We start from the raw sequence: 21,259 nt of genomic DNA, 5'->3' as shown, positions 1-21,259 counted from the left end.
AGTGTTTATATAATAGAAACAAATGATCAACATAAAAGCAAGTTCAAACATAAAACTGCTTATTTTATGAGCTTTATTTTAGCTAAACAATAACAAGCTCATCGTTTTATATATTTTAGACATTAAAAAAGGCGCTTAAAAAGCGCCTTGCTAACAAGTATGAGTGCTTAAAACATATCTTGATAGGAATTTGTTGTACTAAACGTAATTGCTTTTTCAAAGCCTGGCAACTGAATGCTTTGCTCGTCAATTACAATGTCGTTGTCGTCAATGAGTCCGTCGCCAAAGCGGTAAATAAGCTCGTACTGGCCTAAATCGGCTTGCGTTTTATACGTTTTCTGCGCAGCTTTAATTGCTACATTTTTCTGCGCGTAACGAGTCATAACGTCATTGCCATGGCGCTTAGCGAGCATTTGCATTGTCACTTTTGGCGAAAGCGCAACAGCGGTTGCATTGTTACCGCCAAAGCCTTTTGAATTTATAAAAGCTATATCCATTTCACCGCATTCGTAATGGCTATTACGAATATCAAGGTGGTCGGTATAAACATCGTCAGCCACTTTATCAATTGTGGTAATACCCGGCATAATATTGTGACTAAATACACCTAGAGCTATCGCTAATTGGTCGCCACTTGCTGGGGCTATAGTATGTCCAACATAAGCTTTTGGCGCTGTCACTTTCCAATTATCAATAGCAAATGTTTGTGCTACTTTGTGGTATATCAGCGATTCTGTTACGCGGTTTAGCGGTGTACTTGAGCCATGCGCTAAAATAAAGCTACGTTCTTGTAAAGCTTCTTTACCTAAAAGGCTCGTTGCCAAAGCAGCCGATTTAGCCATGGTAATATAGTTACCAGGCCCGGGTGATGTAATTGATTTTTTTATGCCATCTGCATTAACAAATACATCAGGTACAGAGCCCATAATGTCAGCGCCTAACTCAAGAGCTAAGGCATCATCCATCAAAATCGCAACTTGTGCACCTTCACCTAATGTAAAGCCACAATTATCCCCAAACGGACGGCTGCTTTTACGGTAATCGGGTTCTTCATCATGTGATAAGTTATCTAAACGGCGCAAACCTTCAACATTGGCAAGTGCGCTCATGTTACCAAAGCCTTCAATCACTTCTGGTGTAATAGCACACTCAACACTTGCTACAACTGCAACACGCGTACGCCCTGCCTGTATATCGTTAACCGCTGCACGTAAGTTATATAAAAACGTAGCACAGGCTCCTGAGGTCGAAAATGTAGTCCCCACATTGCCAGTAACATACGCGTTAATAAAATCAGTCGACATGGTATTTAAACCCAATGCCAACTGTTTAGTACTAACACGGTCGCCCTGTTGGCGTGCCTTTACTAAACCGCCAAGGCCTTTGTCGTCCATTTGGCCAATTACCGATGCTGAATAGGTACCAATTTTATCTGGCTCTACGCTATTCATAATGTGTTGCCAATCAAGCCCTGTTGATTTAATCGCATCGGTAGCTGCAAAAATTGTCGCTTGCAGGCCACGTGGCTGATAGCGGCTGTTATACATAACAGACGGATCAAAACCAGTTGGAAATTGCCCTGCAGATTTAATTGGGTTATCACGCGTTGAGTTGTGTTTTACATCTATTTCGGAAGCAATAGTAACTTTAACTTTTTTGCCTTCAAGTTCTTCAACCTGCCAACTAGCCGGAACCGGCGTTGGTAAGTCGCGAGCACGCGTTTCAAACACAATAGCGTTTTCGCTTGATGCGCTTAGTGTCATTTTTTGCTGCCACGGTGTGGCATCTGCATCAAAGTGTTCTTTTTCAATTTTACGAATAAGTGTACCAGCAATAATTTGCTCACCAAAACGTGCTTCTATGTCGCTTTGCTCAACATTATTACCTTGTGTATCTTGTAATTGGCCGTTTACAACGCTTACTAGATTCATCAGTGTGGCGAGGCCTAAAAATGTTTCACTGCGATCTTCAGCGTTTAAACTATCTAACACGATACGGCGATAACCTTGATGAAAAGAAGTACGGCCAGCGGCGTTAATACCACCCATGCCTACTATAACGGGTAATGCAGTCATAATTTACCTTTAAAAAACGTGTTATAAGAAGAACAGGCAGTTTAAATGGATTATGCACTATACATTGTGCTTTAATAGCCAAATATTCAGCACAAAAGGCCAAAAGACACTGGTCGGAGCATTTATATGACTGATAAACACACTAATCCACCACTAAACATTGCTATAGCGGTTTATCCGCATTTATTAGTGACTAGTTTAACGCTGCCAATTGAGATGTTAAGAGCCGGCGAGGCCTTCGCTAAAGGCCATATTGATAAGCAAAGTTTTAGACCGCTTGCTATAAATTTAGTGGCTAAAAATGCAGAATCTATAGCTACTCGCGCTGGCCTTGCGATAATTCCTGATTGCATAACAACTAATGCGCCCTATAGTGATTTAATTATAGTGCCTGGTATTTGGCGCAATCCGCGCCCAGTAGTGCGTACAAATCAAGACGTAGTTGACTGGCTAAACGAGAGCTTTAGCGCAGGCAGCCATATAATTGGTGTAGGCACTGGCAACTGCTTATTAGCTGAGGCTGGCTTACTTGATGGGCGCCCTGCTACCACCCATTGGCACTACGCCAATCAATTTAGCCACGACTACCCGTTAGTGCGTTTAAAACCCGACTTTTTTATAACTCAGTCAGAACGCATGTATACCGTAGCAAGCCTTAATGCCCTTGCAGATGTGATCGTACATATTATTAGTCAGTACTATGGAAAAGCCGCCGCTCAACATGTAGAGCGAAACTTTTCGCACGAAATACGTAAACCCTACGAAGATCAACGCTACCGCGAGGGCGCAGTTGACCGCCACCCCGACGAGCTAATTGCGCAAATTCAGTTTTGGCTAAAAACAAATTTAGCCACCGAGTTAAACCTGCAAGAAGTCGCTGCCCAATTTAGCTTGAGCTACCGTACTTTTACCCGCCGTTTTAGAGCCGCAACCAATCAAAGCCCTATTGAGTATTGGCAACAATTACGCGTAGAAGGTGCAAAGGAGTTACTAGCGTCATCAAATCTATCAATTCAAGAAGTAGCTTTAGAAGTGGGATATAACGACCAAGGGCATTTAACGCGTGTGTTTAAAAAGGTATTAAGCCAAACACCCAGTGGTTACAGAAAAGTAGTTAGACGAAAGTTATTTGGTTAGTCGTAATTTAATAGCACTTGTTCAAAATGTAATTATTTAAATGGCACTAAAAAACGCCACTTTTAGTGGCGTTCTGACTCGTTAAATTCCTTTCGATAATAGCGCTTTTGATAGTTTTTTACTTTAGTGTGTACGCCTTTACTTAAGCTTTTAAATTTAGCTTCGAGTACGTCTACACCATATAAAATACCGACCACCAGCACCGAAAGTTTTATTGCAGCGCCAAGGTTTTCGGTCGCTATCATAACGCCTATTGATGCAAGCACCCAAATAGTCGCGGCTGAGGTTACACCAACCACCGCACCATCTTTTGCAAGCATAACGCCTGCCCCTAAAAAGCCAATGCCTGTAATTATTTGCCCCACTACACGAGAATGATCTATTACATCCCCTTGTAAATTAAACGCAGTGGATAAAAACAAATACGTACCCAGCGTTATTAGGGCTGATGTACGAATGCCTACAGGTTTACCACGCAATTGGCGCTCTATTCCAATAATGGCACCGCAAAAAGCCGCAGTACCAATAGCCGCCCACGAATACGGGGCTACATCAATTAAATCTAAAAAAGTCACGGTTAACCTTATATTTTATTAGCTATAGCCACCGCCGTTCTTAAACGTTGGCTACCAAACGCTGACATTTTACTAAAATCACTTCGTGCAATAGGCACATATTGGCAATCTATTGCGAGTTGCTTGTCGTTATCAGTTTCGCAAAACGGATCATGAACATACACGCAATGCTCATCAAGGTGCGTAACACACACCCAATGTGGCGATTTTTTACCATCAAAGCTGTATGTACTAATTAATAACAGCACACTAAAGCCTTTACTTAACCACTGCTCAATATGTTCAAGCTCTACATCTTTATACGTAACCGGTATATTTGCTTGCGCTATACCATCTACAAATTGCTGGTGCACGGTAGCTAACACCACTTTTTTGTTCTCGTTACGTACGCCATCTAAAAACAAAGGCTCTGTGGTATTAACCATTACCTCGCTTTTAAAACCCCGCTTATTAGCGGCAAGTGCCAAACCAAACGGATGGCAACCACCATGACCCGATGTCATAAAAATAGTGGTACCTTCACGCCAAAGTGCTAACTCATGTGATTGAGTAAGCTCTGTAGTTGGCTCAAGTGCACCCATTGCCATTAATAGCGCAGCAGGTCCGCACGTAAACTCGGTAGTTTGCTGATACCACGGCGTTAAACGTGCTACGTTTGTCTCACTCGTTTGTCGAATGTTTTTTTGCATTCGTAGTGCGTCACTGTGGTCGTCGTAATAATCGCTGTATTGACCAAACACTCTGTAGCCTAAGCTTTTATAAAGCCCTATCGCACTGTCGTTATTTACAGCCACTTCTAAGCGAAGATAAATACGAGCCCGCTCACACGTTTCTTTTTCAAGGTTAGTAAGCAGTGCTTTTGCAATCCCCTTACCTTGCATTGTGGGTTTTACAGCAAGCGAATATAAACGCGCTAAACGCGTGCCTTTATGGCACCACACTAACCCATAGCCGCATATTTTCTCGCCATTTTCTGCAACGAGCAAAATACCATGTTTTGCACTAAGCCAGCGCTTTAAACTACGCGGGCTTAATTTATCGTTATTAAAGCAAGCGTTTTCAACGTCAATCAGTGCAGTTAAATCACTGCTAAGCGCCTTTCGAATAACAAGGTTGCTCATGTTATTATCCACGGCCTCGTGCTTCTAAGCGTTGTTTAAACTCATCCATAATGATCATGTATAGCTCATCGCCTAAATAGCCGTCTTCTACTTTGTGATCAATACTTGGGTTGTCGTTTACTTCAAGCACGTATGCTTTGCCTTGATGCTCTTTAACATCTACGCCATATAAACCCCTACCCACTGTTTTACATGCTTTTAATGCTGCATCTAACACCGCTTTTGGTAACTCAAAGGTTGGTAATGTTTCAAAGCCACCAGAGAAAAACCGTTTAGCGTCGTGGTTATAAATTTGCCAATGGTTACGCGCCATTAAATAGCGGCATGCATAAATTGCACGGCCATTTAACACACCCACTCGCCAATCGTATTCGGTATACATGTACTCTTGTGCAAGCACTAATGCGCTAAATTCAAACAGCTCTGTAAGCTTAGCGGCAAGCTCATCACGGTTTGAAACTTTAAACACACCTTTTGAGAAAGACCCTTCAGGCATTTTTAAAACAAGCGGATATGTAAACGCTTCTTCTAATTGCTCAAGCGTTTCATTTGCTTGATCAGCCACTACAACCGTTTTTAAACTTGGCACTTTTTGATAATTAAACGCATCGTGTAAATACACTTTATTACAACAACGTAAAATAGACTCAGCATCGTCAATAACCACTAAACCAAGGCTTTGCGCTTTGCTCGCAAGGCGATACGTTGGGTGGTCAATCGCTGTAGTTTGGCGAATAAATAACGCATCAAACTGAGCAATATTATCAATTTCGTCAAAGCTTAATGCTTGTGCATTAATGCCGTGTTTAGCAGCTGCTTTAATAAAGCGTGCAATGGCGTCTTTATCGCTCGGCGGTACTTTTTCGTTATGATCAACAAGTATTGCCATGTCCCATCTAAAACGACGTTGCACTGAGCCAATGCGCCATTGTGTTTTAGTAAAGTTATCTAGCTTGGCAACAAAGTCGCTGTACTGCTGCTCATTTAAAGACGACAACGAACCTTGTTGTAATAAGCCTTGCTCATCAACAAATAAAATAGGCGCTGGGTATTGTTTAAATACCGACTTTGCCGCTTTTGATTGTAAATCGTTTAGTGCATTACCAAAGTAAAGTGTGCCGTCTATTTGGCCCACATTTAACATAGGGGCTTGGCCACTACGAAGTGCGTTTATTGTTTTTACACTTGGCAAAACTTGGTGCTTGCGCGCCTCAGCAAGTAACGAGCAGTAGTAACCTTTGCTCAAGTATTGGCTTGAGTCGCACAGATTAATAATGCGTGTTTTTGGTTCATTTTGTTTTGGGTAATCACGTAAGTAGGTATTAAACGTAATTACATTTTCGAACGATTGAGCAAGCGTTTGCTCGTTGTTATCAACCACAATTAAGGTTTTAAACACGACTTTTCCTAGTTAAGTCAAAATATAAAAAGCATGCTTAAGTAACATTACTAAGCATTATAAATAGAAACACCCATCGTACTAAGTGGGCATTGCGCGAATCACTTAATACGATGGGTGCTTTAACAGGTACCTACTGTACGAGTTAGCGCTTAAATTGCTTAAGCGACATGTGCTTTATATGCCCTTTTTTAAAAACGCACAAACGAGATATTTTTAGCGTGAAGATAAAAAATATTGATTAACTAATAACGCAGATTAAAATACGCGAAACAATACTTTATGAGAGTTAAAAATGTCGCTGCCAGCTTGCCCAAAGTGCCAATGTGAATATATTTACGAAGACCAACAGCTGCTTGTTTGCCCTGAGTGCGCTCATGAGTGGAACCCAAATAATACAAACGATGAAGACGCTATTTTAGTTAAAGATGCCAACGGCACATTACTTAATGATGGCGACAAAGTGACAGTAGCCAAAGATTTAAAAATTAAAGGCAGCTCGCAAGTAATTAAAATTGGCACCAAAGCGGTAGTTAGAAGAGTGCTTGATAAAAAAGATCACGAACTTGATTGTAAAGTAGAAGGCATTGGCGAAATGATGGTAACAGCAAAGTTTGTGAAAAAAGCTACCTAAAATTGGATATTTAAAATATAGGATGTTAGATGAAAAATCATAAAAATAAATTCATCCAAGCCTTATTGTCTGTTATTGAGGCTTATTATTAGTGCGTGTAATAGATTTTGTTTAACTGCTATTAGTTGGTGTATATCTAAAGGTCCACCTACATTTAATAAGGCGAATTATCGCTTAGGTATATTTAAGCATTTAACCTCCTCACCTTAATGAGGAGGTATGATCAGTTTACATTTCAGTTAAAGTGCTTTTTAAGCTTTGATTACCCAGTAAAGAAATCAAATACGTTACCAAGTGTTGATGATGAACTTTTATAAAATTCAGTAAAACTACATCGACTGCATGTCACAGCGGTGTACTTTTTATTTTGAACATCAAAAATTCTTGACCAAAAGCCACCCGAAACTCTTATTTCACCGGTATCAAATTCGTTATTATTACACTTAGAGCAAGACCAATTGTTATGTCTCATATTTCAACCTCCATATTATTTATGTACGGTATATTAAACACTTAAGGAACGTGTGTAGCAATTTTTTTAATAAACAAACCATAATTTAGCTCTTATATTGGTTAAGTTGGAATTTTGATAGATGTTTGGATGGCTTTTTAATAATTGCTTTTTATAATAATTAGTATGGGGGTCATACTAATTTCACTCAGGGATTACCTACTTGTTAGCTGTATATTGCGTTAACAACAAAAATTTTCGTAAGTCTCGCTCTTGTCTCATTACGTGCAAAATATATACTTTATCGTTATCTTTTTTGTAAAATATACGACAAGGATTCACGACCAGTTCAAGATAATTTAGGTTAGCTAACTCAATTGGTTTTTTACCTGATTCAGGAAAGAGTTCGAGACGTTCAACTTTTTCAAATATTTTGGAAACCAATTTTTTCGCTGACTGCAAATTGCTTAATGCGATATATTCAGCGATATCGTTAAGATCATCCAAAGCTGGATTAGTCCAAATTATTTCAGCCATTTATTCATTTTATCTTTAGCTTCAACATTCGACATGGTTTCACCACGACTTATTGCCTGCTCTCCTTTTGCAAGAGACTCAAGAATTTGCATACGCTTTTGCATAAATTCATAATCATCAACATCTACTAAGTATGCAGATGGTTGTCCATGTTCAGTTATCAACACAGGTTCTTTAGAGGAATGAAGTTCAGATAATATCTTCGTTGCTTGACGCTTCAATGTTGTTACTAGTTCTACTCTCATAATAATCCCCAAACAAATGTATCACTATAGTAGCACCGAGTAGCCAACTTGGGAAATACAACTAACGAGGCTGTATAACCAACAAAATCAATTAAAACGGGAGCACCTAAAGTCAACCCTGCTCATTTTTAAACTATTAGGTACTTCTCATTATATGCCTTTGTACAAATTGAAATACACACCACGTTACACTCTAAAAGCATAGCTATAGGTTGGATAAATGGCGGAGCCATGCCATCCGACAATTAATTTATGAATATAAATAAGCGATTATTACGTTGGCATAGCTTTGTCAGATGGTGTTCTCTTAAAAAAACAAAGCTTTATAAGATCTCTACCACCACGTATTCGTGAACTTTACCTGCAATTGTTAACGTAATTTCATCATCAATCTGTTTATTTAATAACTGCTTACCCATTGGTGCGCCGGGTGTTACAACGGCAATGGAATGCTGTTTAACGTTTACGGTTAAACCACCAGCGGCTGGGCCTAAATAAAACCATTTTTGCGCTGCGTTATCATCTTCTAAACACACCAGCGAGCCGATAGCTATTTTGTCGGTTGGTTTTTCGTTAAAAGCAGGCTCAAACAATTCTATGCTTTTATAGCAATCGTTTACGCGCTGGGCTTGGCCTTGTGCTAAATAAGCGGCTTCGAGCCCTAGGGTATCGTATTTATTTTCTGCTATGTTTTCTTCATGTGTGGCGGTGTCGTGCGCAGTTTTTGCCGCTACTTTTGCTGTTGTAAGCTGCGCTTCTAGTGCAAAACGAAGATGTTCGATAACGTGGGCTTTATTCATGGGGATTAATACAATACAGGCTGTAAAAAATAAGGCAGTTAGTTTAACATTTTTGCGGGACTTAAAACCATTGTTTTAAACCCCGCAAGGTTGGTTGGAGTATTAGCGGGGTTTTAATAAGCATTAAACAAGCAAAGAGTCGTTTATTGGTTGGTGCAGCTCTTTGCTTGTGCTTTATTTAAAACCTTATGGCATATCTAATAATGTTTGCGTGTGGGCATCTACTTTAACTTCGTAGTTTTTAGCGCTTAAACCCAATAGTTCTGGCAAGGTTGCCGCTATACAAATAGACGAAAACGTACCCACTACAATGCCGGTAAATAATGCAATAGCAAAGCCTTGCAGTGGTGCGCCTGCAAGTAGCCAAACGCTGGCAACCGTTGCAAGTGTGGTACCCGACGTTATTAAAGTGCGTGTTAACGTACTTTTAATCGCATTATTAATAATAGTCGCAGGGCTAAGTACATTATTTGATTGAACACGTAAAAGCTCGCGCACTCTATCTCCCACTATTATTGAGTCGTTAAGTGAGTAACCAATAATAGCCAGTAAGCTGGCCAGTACAGTTAGGTTAAACTCAATTTGTAATAGTGAAAATAACCCAAGTACGAGTATCAAATCGTGCACTAGCGCAACCACAGAGCCAACAGCTAAGCGCCATTCAAAGCGAACTGCAAGGTAAAGCATTACCGCAATCATTGCAGTAAACATGGCTAAACAGCCTTGATCAAATAACTCATCGCCTACTTGTGATCCAATATAAGCCGATGATAATACCTGTGCGTTTATATCATCGTTTTGTGTAACGGCGCTTTGCCAATCAAGGCTATTAGCTGTTGTTGATGTAGTTGGCGCTTCTCTTAATTGAAAATGGCTATTACCTTGCGCGGTTAGCTCAAACTCACCGTTGTGATTTTTAGCAATAAACGATTGAAGCTCTTTTAGCTCAACACTTTGGCTGGTTGTAAACTCAGTTAAATAACCGCCGGTAAAATCCAGGCCGAAATTTAGCCCTTTTTGCGTAAGCGTAAATACCGATAGCAGCACTAAAATAGCACTTAAAAGCATACCCATAAAACGTAAACGTGTACCCTTTTCACCTTTCAAAAAAGTGTTAAGCATGTGCTTTTACTCCTGCTTTTTTACCCATTTTTAAATACAACGTTTGGCTTAATATTTTTGATACGTACACACCTGTAAATACAGACGTTAAAAGCCCCAGTGCGAGTGTAATGGCAAAACCTTTAACGGGCCCATAGCCTATGCCGTATAAAATAAGTGCGGTGATCATGGTGGTTATATTGGCATCAAATATTGTATTTGCGGCTTGTTTATACCCCTCTTGAATAGCCTGATATGGTGCACGGCCTTGGCGACGTTCTTCTTTAATGCGTTCAAATATTATTACGTTAGTGTCTACCGCCATACCTATGGTTAGCACCAGGCCTGCAATACCCGGAAGCGTTAACACAACCCCTGGTAATAATGACATTAAGCCCACAAGCGACGTTAAATTTAATATAAGTGCTACATTTGCAATAAGGCCTAAACGGCGATACCAAAGCGCCATAAATGCAAGCGTAATACCCATACCTAACATAAGCGCGGCTAAGCCATTACTTATGTTTTCGCTGCCAAGGCTTGGCCCTATTGTTTGTTCGTGCACAATTGTAACGGGCGCGGTAAGCGAGCCTGCACGGAGTAACAATGCCAGATCGGCTGCCGCTTGTTGGCTTTTCATATTGGTAATACTAAAACGCGAACTTAAATGCTGAGCAATATTAGCAACATTAATAACTTCGCTTTTTTTAACTACTTCGCCTTTAGCGTTTTGAGAATACTCAGAGTAAACCGTCGCCATTGGCTTACCAATATTGGCTTTTGAAAACGCCGACATTGCATCGCCGCCTTGGCCGTCTAGGCTAAGTTGAACAAGTGGTTTACCCCAATCGTCGCGGCCTATGTTTGCATTATTAATATGATCCCCTGTAAAAATTGGCACAGGATCGAGCTTTATCGTTCCGCCCGATTGCATATTAAATGTTTGCCCGCCAATTTCTTTTAATTGATAAAAACCAAGCGATGCGGTTGCACCAATAATACGCTTAGCTTCGGTTGGATCTTGCACGCCCGGTAGCTCTATACGAATGCGGTGCTTACCTTGTTGCTGTGTTACCGCTTCAGTAATGCCTAACTCTTCAATACGCGAACGAAGGGTTGTAAGTGTTTGCCCCATAACCTCTTTATCAAACGCGCTGCGCCCTTGCTCCGAATAACTAAATTTGGCAGTTTTAACGCTGCCGTTATTGCTTGTTACAACGGCTAAATTAGCAAAGCGGCTTTGTAGCTCTTCAATAACGGGGGTTAACTTGTCGGTTGCACTAGGTAATGCGTTTATTTCAAACCCGTGCTGAGTTTGCTGCGCTTTTACACCATGTGCTTTTTGCTTAATAATAATTGATTTAGCTTGTTGATACGCACTAACTAATTGCTCATCAACGGCTTTATCTAAATCTACGTCTAGTACAAATAGCACACCGCCATTTAAATCAAGGCCCAGCTTTATTGGCGATAAACCAAAATCTTGTAACCATGTAGGGCTGGTTGCATGCTCAACAATTTTTACTTGCGTGTTTGGGTATTGCGCTTTTATAGCCGCTTGCGCCTGAGCGCTTTTAGTTGGCTCGTTTAAAAGTACATTAATAGTTGATTGCTTATCTAAGCCCTGCTCAACCTCAAGCCCTTGGTTATTTAAAAAAGTAACTAGGGTTTTAGTGCTCGGTAAAGATTGCGTTTCGCTGTGCGGCGTACTACTTACGTGCAACCACGATTTATTTGGATATAGGTTTGGTAATGCGCTAATAGCTAATAAAACCAATACTATTAGCATAGCTATATAGCTTAATTTGAACTTAGCCGTAGACGGCTTTTTATCTTTTTTGAAACTTAACATGTTGAATCCTTACTATCAGCCATTAGCTGATAACGTACTTTTTAAAAGCACAATTAATCTGCAGGCTAAAACTTTAAAAGTTAAAACCTAATAAAATTAAATAAGGAAAATTAAGCGTGGTAGGTAGTTACGGCAGTGTAGAGTAAGTTAACGTCTTTCCAGCCACTCAAGCGCGACTTTTTACTATTAGTAACAAACGTGTACCAAGGCTGTATAGGATTAACAGCGCGTGGTTTTAAAAATATATGCCTAACAAGGTTTTGAGCAAAAAATTCAAAAACAACATCGTATTCAGACTCACTTTGAACAGTGTGCAAAAACAATGATGAATTATTGGCAGTTAACCGTGGTTGGTGCGCGTCAAAATCGGTTTGATGCGTTTTTTTATGCTGCGTAGTATCTACAGATTTAGTAATAGGCTGTATTTTAGTTAAATCGCCAATATCAGTAAGCGAAACCTGCGTACTAACAGTAATATTTAAATTTTGTGAGGCGCCCATAGCATTACTTTGCACACTAAAAAGTGCAGCAAGTAGCAAAAAGGCAGTTAAAAACACTCTAAATTTAAACATTCACGTTTTAAAACTAAAATAAGGGATGCGTAGTATATAAGGGCTAGTATTTGAAATACAATAGCCCTTAGCTATTTACTATCTAATTTAATTTTACTGAGACTTTTAATGCGCCCCAGACAAAGCAGTGAAAAACGACCAGACGCGATGAATTTACGCCAAAGTGTAAAAACACTGTGGCCCTACCTTACAAAATTTAAAGGCCGTGTTTTTATTGCACTTATGGCGCTTATAGGCGCAAAAGGTGCCACGCTTTTAATGCCTTGGGCACTTAAAGAAATAATAGACTCGGTTGATAAGTCGATTAACCCACTGTTAGTTATTCCCGCTTTATTGTTGTTGATGTACGGTGCACTGCGTTTTGCTAGCGTATTTTTAGGTGAAATAAGAGATGCTGTATTTTCGCGCGTAACCGAGCACGCCATGCGTGATATTGGTTTAAAAGTATTTAAGCATTTGCACTCGCTTGAACTTGCCTTTCACCTAGACAGACAAACCGGTGGCATTAGCCGCGATATAGAACGCGGTACGAGCGGCTTAAGCTTTTTAATGCGTTTTTTAATGTTTAACATTGTGCCTACTTTGTTTGAAATACTGACCGTTGCGATTATTTTCGGCACGCTGTTTTCTGTTTGGTTTGCGCTTATTACATTATTGGCAGTTGCTATTTATATTACCTTTACTGTGGTGGTTACTCAGTGGCGAAACCGTTTTATTAGAGAAGCAAACGCTGCCGACAATCAAAGTAATACCCGCGCTATAGACAGCCTGCTTAATTATGAAACTGTAAAATATTTTAATAATGAGCAGTTTGAAGCAAAAACGTACGACACCTTTTTAGCAAACTGGGAAAAAGCCCGTTTAAAAAATAGAATGTCGTTGCTCGCGCTCAATTCAGGCCAAGCGCTTATTATTGCTTGTGCTATTACCGCGTTAATGTGGTTGGGCTCAACCGAAGTAGTTGCAGGTACCCTCTCCATTGGTGAACTTGTGATGATTAACGCGTATATGATTCAGCTATTTTTACCGCTTAACTTTTTAGGTTTTGTGTACCGCGAAATAAGACGCGCGCTAACCGACCTTGAAAATATGCTTGGGCTACTTAACAAAAAACCTCAAATAACCGATGCACTTAATGCAAAAGAGCTCAATATTAGCCAAGGTGAAATAACATTTAACAATGTAAGTTTTAGTTACGATGCGCATCGCCCTATTCTTAACAATCTTAGCTTTAGTGTTAAAGCTGGCAGTAAAGTAGCTATTGTTGGCGCCAGTGGTGCAGGTAAAAGCTCATTAGCCCGACTGCTTTATCGTTTTTACGATGTAAACGCTGGTGAAATTAGTATCGATAATCAAGCAATAAACTCAGTAACACTTAATAGTTTACGAAAAGCCATTGCAATAGTCCCGCAAGATACTGTGCTGTTTAACACGACTATTCGTGAAAATATCGCTTACGGTAGGCCATCAGCAAGCAATGCAGAAATTGATGAAGCGATTGCTATGGCGCATTTAAAAGACTTTATAGCCACACTTGATAAAGGCGATAAAACGCTTGTTGGAGAGCGCGGTTTAAAAGTATCCGGCGGCGAAAAACAGCGTATTGCTATTGCGCGCGCTATTTTGAAAAAGTCCCCTATTTTAATTTTTGATGAAGCAACTTCTGCTCTCGACTCTCATTCTGAGCAAGCAATACTCGCAGCAATGCGTGAAGTGGCCAGTAACCATACGAGTATTGTTATTGCTCATCGCCTTTCTACTATTACCGATGCAGACACCATTATTGTGCTCAAAGCCGGACAAATTATTGAGCAAGGTAAGCACGATGAGTTACTTACTCTCGACGGAGAATATGCCCGTATGTGGGAACTACAGCATAAAAAATAAGGGATAGTAGGCGTGAGTTTACCTCGCGCTTTTTGAGCTAATTTAAACAATCGCGGCGTAAAGCCGCGCCTACACATAAATTAAAGCCTCAGCCCACGAATACATCTAAGCATCGCTATTAACCGTGGGCGGGAGTTTACCTCGCGCTTTTAAGCAAATTTAAACAAGCGCGGCATAAAGCCGCGCCTACAGATAAATTAAGCCCCAGCCCACGAATAAATCGAAACATTGCTGTTAAACCGTAGGCGTGAGTTTACCTCGCGCTTTTTGAGCCAATTTAAACAAGCGCGGCATAAAGCCCCGCCTACAGATAAATTTAAGCCCCAGCCCATGAATACATCTAAACATTGCTGTTAAAGCGTAGGCGTGAGTTTACCTCGCGTTTTTGAGCAAATTTAAACAAGCGCGGCATAAAGCCGCGCCTACAGATAAATTAAGCCCCAGCCCACGAATAAATCGAAACATTGCTGTTAAACCGTAGGCGTGAGTTTACCTCGCGCTTTTTGAGCCAATTTAAACAAGCGCGGCATAAAGCCCCGCCTACAGATAAATTTAAGCCCCAGCCCACGAATACATCTAAGCATCGCTATTAACTGTCGGCTGGAGTTTACCTCGCGCTTTTAAGCTAACTTAAACAAGCGTGGCATAAAGCCCCGCCTACACATAAATTTAAGCCCCAGCCCACGAATACATCTAAGCATCGCTATTAACTGTCGGCTGGAGTTTACCTCGCGCTTTTAAGCTAACTTAAACAAGCGCGGCATAAAGCCCCGCCTACACATAAATTTAAGCCTCAGCCCACGAATAAATCGAAACACCAAGCTAAAGCGTAGGAGCGAGTTTACCTCGTGCTTTTAAGCTAATTTAAACAAGCGCGGCTTAAAGCCACGCCTACACATAAATTTAAGCCCCGGCCCACGAATACATCTAAGCATCGCTATTAACTGTAGGCGTGAGTTTACCTCGCGCTTTTAATCTTGCTCTTCTTGCTTAATCTAAGCTTTATCGAGCGCTGTGGTGATTCACCTCAAAAGGTTTGTTTGTCTGATTAATATCAATAACAATCGATAAGTTAAATATTCGTAACAATAAAATGATTCGCACCTATTTGAATCAAAAAAGCTCCTCAGGGGAACATAATGAAAAAGAGTTTAATTGCCGCAGCATTAGCTGCCACATTTATTACCGGTTGTTCAGAGCCGCAAACAACAAAAACAGACGAGCAACAACCTAAAGTAGCCACAGCAACAGTGGCAGAAAAAGCAGAATTAGGTAGTTTTGGTGTTGATTTAACAGCCCGTAACGAAGCCGTTAAACCAGGCGATGACTTTTTTATGTATGCCAGTGGCACATGGTATGACAACTACGAAATGCCTGCAGATAAAACTCGCTACGGTGCATTTTCAGGGTTAGCTGAGCGAAGCGAAGGCGATGTTAAAGCTATTATTGAAGAAATAGCAGCACGTAAAGATTTAAATGCAGAAGAAAAACTCGTTGCTGATTTTTACAATGCGTATATGGATACCGAAACGCTTAATAAACTAGGTGTAGAGCCTATCAAGCCATTGTTAAGTGAAATTAGTGATATAGCGTCAACTGACGATTTAGCTGAAATGTTTGGAAAGTCTTGGTTAACCGGTAATAAAGCCCCTTTTGGTGGCGGCATGTGGTTTAACCGCTTAGACCCTAATAAATATGAAATGTCACTCGGTGCTGGTGGTTTAGGCCTCCCCGATCGCTCTTACTACCTTGAAGACGCTGAGCGCTTTATTAAAACGCGTGCAGCCTATGTTGCCCACATTGCCGATATGCTTGAATTTACAGGCACTGAAAATACCACTGAGCGTGCTCAAGCAATTGTTGATCTTGAAACTAAGATTGCACAAGGTCATTGGCCTCGTGAAAAACGTCGTAATCGCGATTTAACCCTAAACCAAGTTGAACGTGCCGATTTAAGCACTGCTTATCCTGGCTTTAACTGGGATTTATACTTTGCACAAACAGGCTATAAAGTACCTCAGTTAAATGTCTCTCAGCCTGAGCCAATAAAAGCGATGATTGAGCTAATCAATCAAGAAGATATTGCAGTATGGAAAGACTACTTAACGTATCACGCTATTAGCGGTAACGCGGGTTTACTATCAGAGGACGTATTTAATACTAACTTTGCTTTTTTTGGTAAAGAACTAAACGGACAACAAGAACCTCGCCCTCGCTGGAAACGTGCAATAAGCGAAATGTCGGGTACGACCTCTCTTGGTTTTGCTATTGGTAAAATATACGTAGCGCGTTACTTCCCTGAATCATCAAAACAACAAATGTCTGAGCTGGTTGAAAACCTACGTACAGCCCTGGGTGAACGTATTGATAACCTAGAATGGATGGGCGATGACACTAAAGTAAATGCGCGCGCTAAGCTTGCTGCATTTGTACCAAAAATTGGTTACCCCGATGTTTGGCAGTCTTATGACGGTTTAAGTATTACCAAAAACGATTTAATCAGTAATGTGAAAAACATGCGTGAGTTTTTCCACGCAGAAAGTGTTGAAAAAGAGCTACAAAAAACAGATCGTAACCGCTGGGGCATGACGCCACAACGCGTAAACGCTTACTACAACAGCTCATTTAATGAGATTGTATTTCCGGCTGCGATATTACAACCGCCGTTTTTCGATCCAAATGCCGATCCAGCTGTAAACTATGGCGGTATTGGCGCTGTAATTGGTCACGAAATGGGTCATGGGTTTGATGACCAAGGTTCAAAATCAGACGAAAACGGGGTGCAACGTAACTGGTGGACTGATGCTGATCGCGCTGCATTTGACAAAAAAGCCGATCAACTGGCCGAGCAGTACAGTAAATACGAGCCAATCGAAGGTAACTTTGTTAATGGTCGTAACAGCCTTGGTGAAAACATTGGTGATGTGGGTGGTTTGTCGATGGCTTATCATGCTTACAAGCTAAGTTTAAATGGTAAAGAAGCGCCTGTTATAGACGGTGTGACTGGCGATCAACGTTTCTTCCTTGCGTGGGCACAAGTATGGAAAGAAAAACGTACTGAACAAAGCATGCTTAACCAACTTCGTGGTGGCACACATGCACCAGGTCGCTTTAGAGCACAAGCGCCACGTAACCACGATGCATGGTACAAAGCGTTTGATGTAAAACCAGGCGATGCGTTATACCTTCCTGAAGATGAACGTGTACGTATTTGGTAAGTAAAATGGGGCTTTAGTTAGTCTCGTTTAATTTTATTACCCTTTAGGCAACTCATTAAATGAGTTGCCTTTTTATTGGGTCAAATTTGCTCTGAAAACCACCTTCAAGTCCCCCCTTAAAATCCCTTAATAAAATGCACTTTAGATGGCTTTTAAACACGACAGTTTTAATCAGCTTTAATACTTACTAGCCCTTGAATGCATTTACCTTTAGAATACGCACTATAATTTTATTCTATTATTTACATATATTAAGGCGAAACGCAGATGGGAAGAGCTTACCAAAACAAAAAAGATTCAATGGCTAAGACTGCGGGTGCTAAAACTAAAGTTTATTCTAAGTACGGCAAAGAAATTTATATTTGTGCTAAAAACGGCGGTGTAGACCCAGATGGTAACTTATCATTACGTCGTTTAATTGAACGCGCTAAAAAAGACCAAGTTCCAGCACACGTTATTGACCGCGCAATAGACAAAGCAAAAGGTGGCGGCGGCGAAGACTACTCAGCAACACGTTACGAAGGTTACGGCCCAGGTAACTGTATGATTATTGTTGACTGTTTAACTGACAACAACAAACGTACCTTTGCTGATGTACGTGTTTGTTTTACCAAAGCAAATGCTAAAATTGGCGCTCAAAACTCTGTTTCACATTTATTTGATCACCTTGCTATTTTTGTATTTGACGGTGATGACGACGAAGCAGTACTTGAAGCGCTTATGATGGCTGATGTTGATGTAACTGACGTAGAAGTAGATGACGGTAAAGTCACTGTTTTTGCTCCTCACATAGAGTATAACAATACACGTACAGCGCTTGAAGAAATGGGCGTGACTGAATTTGACGAAGACCTAATTAGCTTTGTGCCACAAATTGAAACGCCAATTGAAGGCGAAGACGTTGAAGTTATGGAACGCTTTTTAGCAATGTTAGAAGATTGCGACGACGTACAAAACGTTTACCATAACGCGCAATTCTAAAGAACAATTTAGTAAGTTAGAACGATTTTAAGCCAACAGCTATGTTGGCTTTTTTATTTTTAGAACGTGGTATAAATATATGAATTCCCTTGAAGAGCTTAAAAGTGGCAAGCTTGTTGGTGCTACTCGCCTGCAATTAGTAGAAGAGCTAACCACATTTCCTGAAGAAATTTTTAGCTTAGCTAACACGCTTGAAGTGCTCGATTTATCAAATAATAAATTATCAACACTACCTGATGAATTTGCCTGTTTAACACGCCTTAAGCGAGTATTTTTATCGTTTAATCAGTTTAAGCATATTCCTGCGGTTTTAGCTAAGTGCCCTGCTCTGATAATGGTTGCATTTAAGGGCTGTAAAATAACTGAGTTTAGTGATTATTGTTTACCAAAAAATATTGAATGGCTCATACTCACCGACAACAACATTACTGAGCTGCCTCAAACCTTTGGCCAATTTACACAGCTTAAAAAGCTCGCACTTGCGGGCAATCAACTTAAGCAACTGCCAAGTAGAATGGCGCAGTGTAAAAACCTTGAGCTTGTTAGGCTCTCTGCTAATAACTTAACACACGTAGACGACTGGCTTTTTGAACTGCCTAAACTTGCTTGGCTGGCGTTTGCCGGTAACGATTTTAATAAAGCTCAGTGCCTTACAAAGTGCAGCTTAGAAAATAAACCTCTTAACGATTACACTCTTAGCCATGTTATTGGTCAAGGTGCATCGGGCGTTATTCATTTAGCAAAAGCGGCTGATAACGCTGTAGCGATTAAGTTATTCAAGGGCGCAATTACCAGCGACGGCTACCCGCTTGATGAAGTAAATTGCTGCTTACAAGCAGGCGATCATGCTAATTTAATTAAGGTGCTTGCTTATATTGAACAAAGTGATCAGCTAGGTTTAGTGATGGAACTAATAGATAAAAGATTCGCTAATTTAGGCCTGCCTCCAAGCCTCGAAACCTGCACGCGTGATACCTTTAACAATGATTGCCATTACTCAACTCAGGCTATTTTAAAAATTGCACAGCAAATGGTAAGTACCTTACATCACTTGCATGTTTTTAAAGTAAGTCACGGCGACATTTATGCGCATAACACTATGGTTAACCAAGACCATGATGTTTTGTTTGGTGATTTTGGTGCTGCTACTAATTTAGCAATGCTCAGTGAGTATCAACAAAAGCAGTTAGAGCTTATAGAAGTAAGAGCCTTGGGCTGTTTAATTGAAGACTTATTAGGCACGGTAACCGGCGATGACAGGCAAAGTGAGCTGTTTGATAAAATGTCCGATATGGCAAAACGTGCGATGCAACCTTTATTAAATCAAAGGCCTATATTTACTGAGTTATTAGAAGGGCTAAATATATGACTCAGTATTAATTAAGTAAATTCTAAAAGGGGGCAATGTATAACGCGTTGCTCCCTTTTAGTTTATATTTTGTATTTATTCGAACTTCGAATTTATTTAGCGCGTTTAAACGGGTAAACCTGCTGTTTAAGCATACCTACCGGCATGTAATCCCCAACTACACCGTATGCTTCTGGCCACTCTTTTTGGCCTTTAACAGCAGTACCAAACGCGTAATCTAAAAACGAAAAATGCGCAGCATAATTGCGGTCAATCGCGGCTTTATCTGATGCATGATGCCAATGATGAAACTGCGGTGTAACCATAAAATATTTTAGCCAACCAAATCTAACGCGTACATTTGCATGGTTAAATACCGCTTGTAAGCCTACAATAATGACGTACAAACTAATTATTTGCTGTGAAAAACCAAGTACAAATATAGGCGTGAGCACTAAACTACGTGTTATAAAAATTTCAAAAATATGTTGGCGAGAGCCCGCTAACCAATCCATTTCTTTGGCGCTGTGATGTACGCCATGAAAACGCCATAATAAAGGAACTTCGTGATAAGCACGATGCACCCAATATTGCATTAAATCGGCCACGAGTATAATTAAAAATAACTGCACTACAAATGGTGTTTGCTCTATATAACCTTGAATAGTCGATGATACAGCCCAGCCAAAGCCGTAGTGCACAAAGTGGTTAGTAACGAGTAATACAAAACCAATAATTAAATGATTTACAAAAAAGTGGTTTAAATCACCCCGCCATTCGCTACGTAATATTTTTTGCTCTTTACGATGTGGTAGTAGCTTTTCAATCACGATAAATATGAGCGTTGAGCCGAGTAAATCTAAAATAAACCAATCGAGCCCTATGTAAGGTGTGTCGCTGGCAAACTCGTTTACCTCAACGTTTGGTCCGCCAAACATAATAGCCAATATAATAAAAAACCACGCTGTAGCTCCTAAGCGTTTATTGGTATTACGTACAAAGTTAAGTAGCCCTAAACTGCCCGAGACCAATAATGATGCGAACATAAGTTGGCGTAAAAAGTCGACGCTGTAGCTTTTTCTCAGCTCCGGTGTGGTTAAGTATTCAGGAAAATGAAAAGCTAGTACGCCTAAGCAACTTAGTATTGCTAAAAAGCAGGCTATGTAGCCACTTATGTTGCCCTCACCTATTTGTAGATGATTTGTGCGAAATATCTTTCGTGATAAAGCTTTGATCATTGTTATTATTCCTTGCTTCGTTGAGCTGATTGAGCACAACAAAATTTCCATTGGTTTACACGCCTTTATATTAACAAAATTTAGAGTA

The 21,259-nt window shown here is 40.3% G+C and carries 18 protein-coding genes; 6 read left to right on the top strand and 12 right to left on the bottom strand.

The window, feature by feature from the left end; translation table 11 throughout:
* Positions 1 to 167: 167 nt before the first annotated feature.
* Positions 168 to 2,075 (bottom strand): beta-ketoacyl synthase, encoded by a 1,908-nt coding sequence (locus I6F53_RS00940; protein WP_166419070.1) that lies wholly within the window; start codon positions 2,073 to 2,075, stop codon positions 168 to 170.
* Between the two features lie 126 nt (positions 2,076 to 2,201).
* On the opposite strand from I6F53_RS00940, the gene I6F53_RS00935 reads away from it, so the two are divergent.
* Entirely contained in the window at positions 2,202 to 3,212 is a 1,011-nt protein-coding gene (locus I6F53_RS00935; protein ID WP_166419071.1) for a GlxA family transcriptional regulator, read from the top strand.
* Between the two features lie 62 nt (positions 3,213 to 3,274).
* Here I6F53_RS00935 and I6F53_RS00930 read toward each other — a convergent pair whose 3' ends face one another.
* From I6F53_RS00930 to I6F53_RS00920, 3 genes are read right to left on the bottom strand one after another with little or no spacing between them, the layout of a single operon-like run.
* Positions 3,275 to 3,787: an MgtC/SapB family protein gene (locus I6F53_RS00930; protein ID WP_002960746.1), complete on the bottom strand. Its 513-nt coding sequence runs from the start codon at positions 3,785 to 3,787 to the stop codon at positions 3,275 to 3,277.
* A gap of 8 nt (positions 3,788 to 3,795) precedes the next feature.
* Positions 3,796 to 4,908, bottom strand: a complete 1,113-nt coding sequence (locus I6F53_RS00925; RefSeq protein ID WP_166419072.1) for a GNAT family N-acetyltransferase/peptidase C39 family protein — start codon at positions 4,906 to 4,908, stop codon at positions 3,796 to 3,798.
* A gap of 4 nt (positions 4,909 to 4,912) precedes the next feature.
* Positions 4,913 to 6,307 (bottom strand): RimK family protein, encoded by a 1,395-nt coding sequence (locus I6F53_RS00920; protein WP_166419073.1) that lies wholly within the window; start codon positions 6,305 to 6,307, stop codon positions 4,913 to 4,915.
* A gap of 295 nt (positions 6,308 to 6,602) precedes the next feature.
* Between I6F53_RS00920 and I6F53_RS00915 the strand changes: the two genes are divergently transcribed.
* On the top strand, positions 6,603 to 6,941 hold the full coding sequence (locus tag I6F53_RS00915) for a zinc ribbon domain-containing protein YjdM (RefSeq protein ID WP_166419074.1): 339 nt from the start codon (positions 6,603 to 6,605) through the stop codon (positions 6,939 to 6,941).
* A 262-nt stretch (positions 6,942 to 7,203) separates the two neighbouring features.
* On the opposite strand, the gene I6F53_RS00910 is transcribed toward I6F53_RS00915, so the two are convergent.
* The 7 genes from I6F53_RS00910 to I6F53_RS00880 form a co-directional block, all read right to left on the bottom strand.
* Positions 7,204 to 7,413, bottom strand: a complete 210-nt coding sequence (locus I6F53_RS00910) for a zinc ribbon domain-containing protein (RefSeq protein WP_076916369.1) — start codon at positions 7,411 to 7,413, stop codon at positions 7,204 to 7,206.
* A 198-nt stretch (positions 7,414 to 7,611) separates the two neighbouring features.
* The gene (locus I6F53_RS00905; protein ID WP_024592928.1) at positions 7,612 to 7,929 is read right to left on the bottom strand and encodes a type II toxin-antitoxin system RelE/ParE family toxin; all 318 of its coding nucleotides are present in this window, start codon (positions 7,927 to 7,929) and stop codon (positions 7,612 to 7,614) included.
* Positions 7,917 to 8,174: a type II toxin-antitoxin system Phd/YefM family antitoxin gene (locus tag I6F53_RS00900; RefSeq protein ID WP_010555056.1), complete on the bottom strand. Its 258-nt coding sequence runs from the start codon at positions 8,172 to 8,174 to the stop codon at positions 7,917 to 7,919. Before I6F53_RS00900 ends, I6F53_RS00905 begins: the two co-directional genes overlap by 13 nt.
* A gap of 323 nt (positions 8,175 to 8,497) precedes the next feature.
* Positions 8,498 to 8,974, bottom strand: a complete 477-nt coding sequence (locus tag I6F53_RS00895; RefSeq protein ID WP_166419075.1) for a GreA/GreB family elongation factor — start codon at positions 8,972 to 8,974, stop codon at positions 8,498 to 8,500.
* A gap of 186 nt (positions 8,975 to 9,160) precedes the next feature.
* Positions 9,161 to 10,096: a protein translocase subunit SecF gene (gene secF / locus I6F53_RS00890; protein ID WP_166419076.1), complete on the bottom strand. Its 936-nt coding sequence runs from the start codon at positions 10,094 to 10,096 to the stop codon at positions 9,161 to 9,163.
* Positions 10,089 to 11,927 (bottom strand): protein translocase subunit SecD, encoded by a 1,839-nt coding sequence (gene secD, locus I6F53_RS00885; protein WP_197238217.1) that lies wholly within the window; start codon positions 11,925 to 11,927, stop codon positions 10,089 to 10,091. Before secD ends, secF begins: the two co-directional genes overlap by 8 nt.
* A gap of 110 nt (positions 11,928 to 12,037) precedes the next feature.
* Positions 12,038 to 12,499 carry a hypothetical protein gene (locus I6F53_RS00880; RefSeq protein ID WP_197238216.1) on the bottom strand — a complete coding sequence of 154 codons (462 nt, stop codon included), beginning with the start codon at positions 12,497 to 12,499 and terminating at the stop codon, positions 12,038 to 12,040.
* Positions 12,500 to 12,607: 108 nt separating this feature from the next.
* Between I6F53_RS00880 and I6F53_RS00875 the strand changes: the two genes are divergently transcribed.
* From I6F53_RS00875 to I6F53_RS00860, 4 genes are all read left to right on the top strand, one after another.
* Positions 12,608 to 14,386: an ABCB family ABC transporter ATP-binding protein/permease gene (locus tag I6F53_RS00875; RefSeq protein WP_197238215.1), complete on the top strand. Its 1,779-nt coding sequence runs from the start codon at positions 12,608 to 12,610 to the stop codon at positions 14,384 to 14,386.
* A 1,139-nt stretch (positions 14,387 to 15,525) separates the two neighbouring features.
* Positions 15,526 to 17,604 carry a M13 family metallopeptidase gene (locus I6F53_RS00870; protein ID WP_166419080.1) on the top strand — a complete coding sequence of 693 codons (2,079 nt, stop codon included), beginning with the start codon at positions 15,526 to 15,528 and terminating at the stop codon, positions 17,602 to 17,604.
* Positions 17,605 to 17,871: 267 nt separating this feature from the next.
* Entirely contained in the window at positions 17,872 to 18,585 is a 714-nt protein-coding gene (locus tag I6F53_RS00865; protein WP_197238214.1) for a YebC/PmpR family DNA-binding transcriptional regulator, read from the top strand.
* Positions 18,586 to 18,664: 79 nt separating this feature from the next.
* The gene (locus I6F53_RS00860) at positions 18,665 to 19,954 is read left to right on the top strand and encodes a leucine-rich repeat domain-containing protein (protein ID WP_197238213.1); all 1,290 of its coding nucleotides are present in this window, start codon (positions 18,665 to 18,667) and stop codon (positions 19,952 to 19,954) included.
* A 92-nt stretch (positions 19,955 to 20,046) separates the two neighbouring features.
* Here the strand turns inward: I6F53_RS00860 and I6F53_RS00855 are convergent, their stop codons facing one another.
* On the bottom strand, positions 20,047 to 21,171 hold the full coding sequence (locus I6F53_RS00855; protein WP_166419082.1) for a sterol desaturase family protein: 1,125 nt from the start codon (positions 21,169 to 21,171) through the stop codon (positions 20,047 to 20,049).
* Positions 21,172 to 21,259: the final 88 nt, after the last annotated feature.

The sequence above is a fragment of the Pseudoalteromonas sp. SWN29 genome (assembly GCF_015864465.1).
GTDB lineage: Bacteria > Pseudomonadota > Gammaproteobacteria > Enterobacterales > Alteromonadaceae > Pseudoalteromonas.
This window is presented reverse-complemented; position numbering and strand designations above follow the sequence as displayed.

Excerpts from the sequence above, each read along its gene's own strand:
- I6F53_RS00940 (WP_166419070.1), bottom strand. The coding sequence starts at position 2,075 with ATGACTGCATTACCCGTTATAGTAGGCATGGGTGGTATTAACGCCGCT.
- I6F53_RS00935 (WP_166419071.1), top strand. The coding sequence starts at position 2,202 with ATGACTGATAAACACACTAATCCACCACTAAACATTGCTATAGCGGTT.
- I6F53_RS00925 (WP_166419072.1), bottom strand. The coding sequence starts at position 4,908 with ATGAGCAACCTTGTTATTCGAAAGGCGCTTAGCAGTGATTTAACTGCA.
- I6F53_RS00915 (WP_166419074.1), top strand. The coding sequence starts at position 6,603 with ATGTCGCTGCCAGCTTGCCCAAAGTGCCAATGTGAATATATTTACGAA.
- I6F53_RS00910 (WP_076916369.1), bottom strand. The coding sequence starts at position 7,413 with ATGAGACATAACAATTGGTCTTGCTCTAAGTGTAATAATAACGAATTT.
- I6F53_RS00905 (WP_024592928.1), bottom strand. The coding sequence starts at position 7,929 with ATGGCTGAAATAATTTGGACTAATCCAGCTTTGGATGATCTTAACGAT.
- I6F53_RS00900 (WP_010555056.1), bottom strand. The coding sequence starts at position 8,174 with ATGAGAGTAGAACTAGTAACAACATTGAAGCGTCAAGCAACGAAGATA.
- I6F53_RS00895 (WP_166419075.1), bottom strand. The coding sequence starts at position 8,974 with ATGAATAAAGCCCACGTTATCGAACATCTTCGTTTTGCACTAGAAGCG.
- secF (WP_166419076.1), bottom strand. The coding sequence starts at position 10,096 with ATGCTTAACACTTTTTTGAAAGGTGAAAAGGGTACACGTTTACGTTTT.
- secD (WP_197238217.1), bottom strand. The coding sequence starts at position 11,927 with ATGTTAAGTTTCAAAAAAGATAAAAAGCCGTCTACGGCTAAGTTCAAA.
- I6F53_RS00880 (WP_197238216.1), bottom strand. The coding sequence starts at position 12,499 with ATGTTTAAATTTAGAGTGTTTTTAACTGCCTTTTTGCTACTTGCTGCA.
- I6F53_RS00875 (WP_197238215.1), top strand. The coding sequence starts at position 12,608 with ATGCGCCCCAGACAAAGCAGTGAAAAACGACCAGACGCGATGAATTTA.
- I6F53_RS00870 (WP_166419080.1), top strand. The coding sequence starts at position 15,526 with ATGAAAAAGAGTTTAATTGCCGCAGCATTAGCTGCCACATTTATTACC.
- I6F53_RS00865 (WP_197238214.1), top strand. The coding sequence starts at position 17,872 with ATGGGAAGAGCTTACCAAAACAAAAAAGATTCAATGGCTAAGACTGCG.
- I6F53_RS00860 (WP_197238213.1), top strand. The coding sequence starts at position 18,665 with ATGAATTCCCTTGAAGAGCTTAAAAGTGGCAAGCTTGTTGGTGCTACT.
- I6F53_RS00855 (WP_166419082.1), bottom strand. The coding sequence starts at position 21,171 with ATGATCAAAGCTTTATCACGAAAGATATTTCGCACAAATCATCTACAA.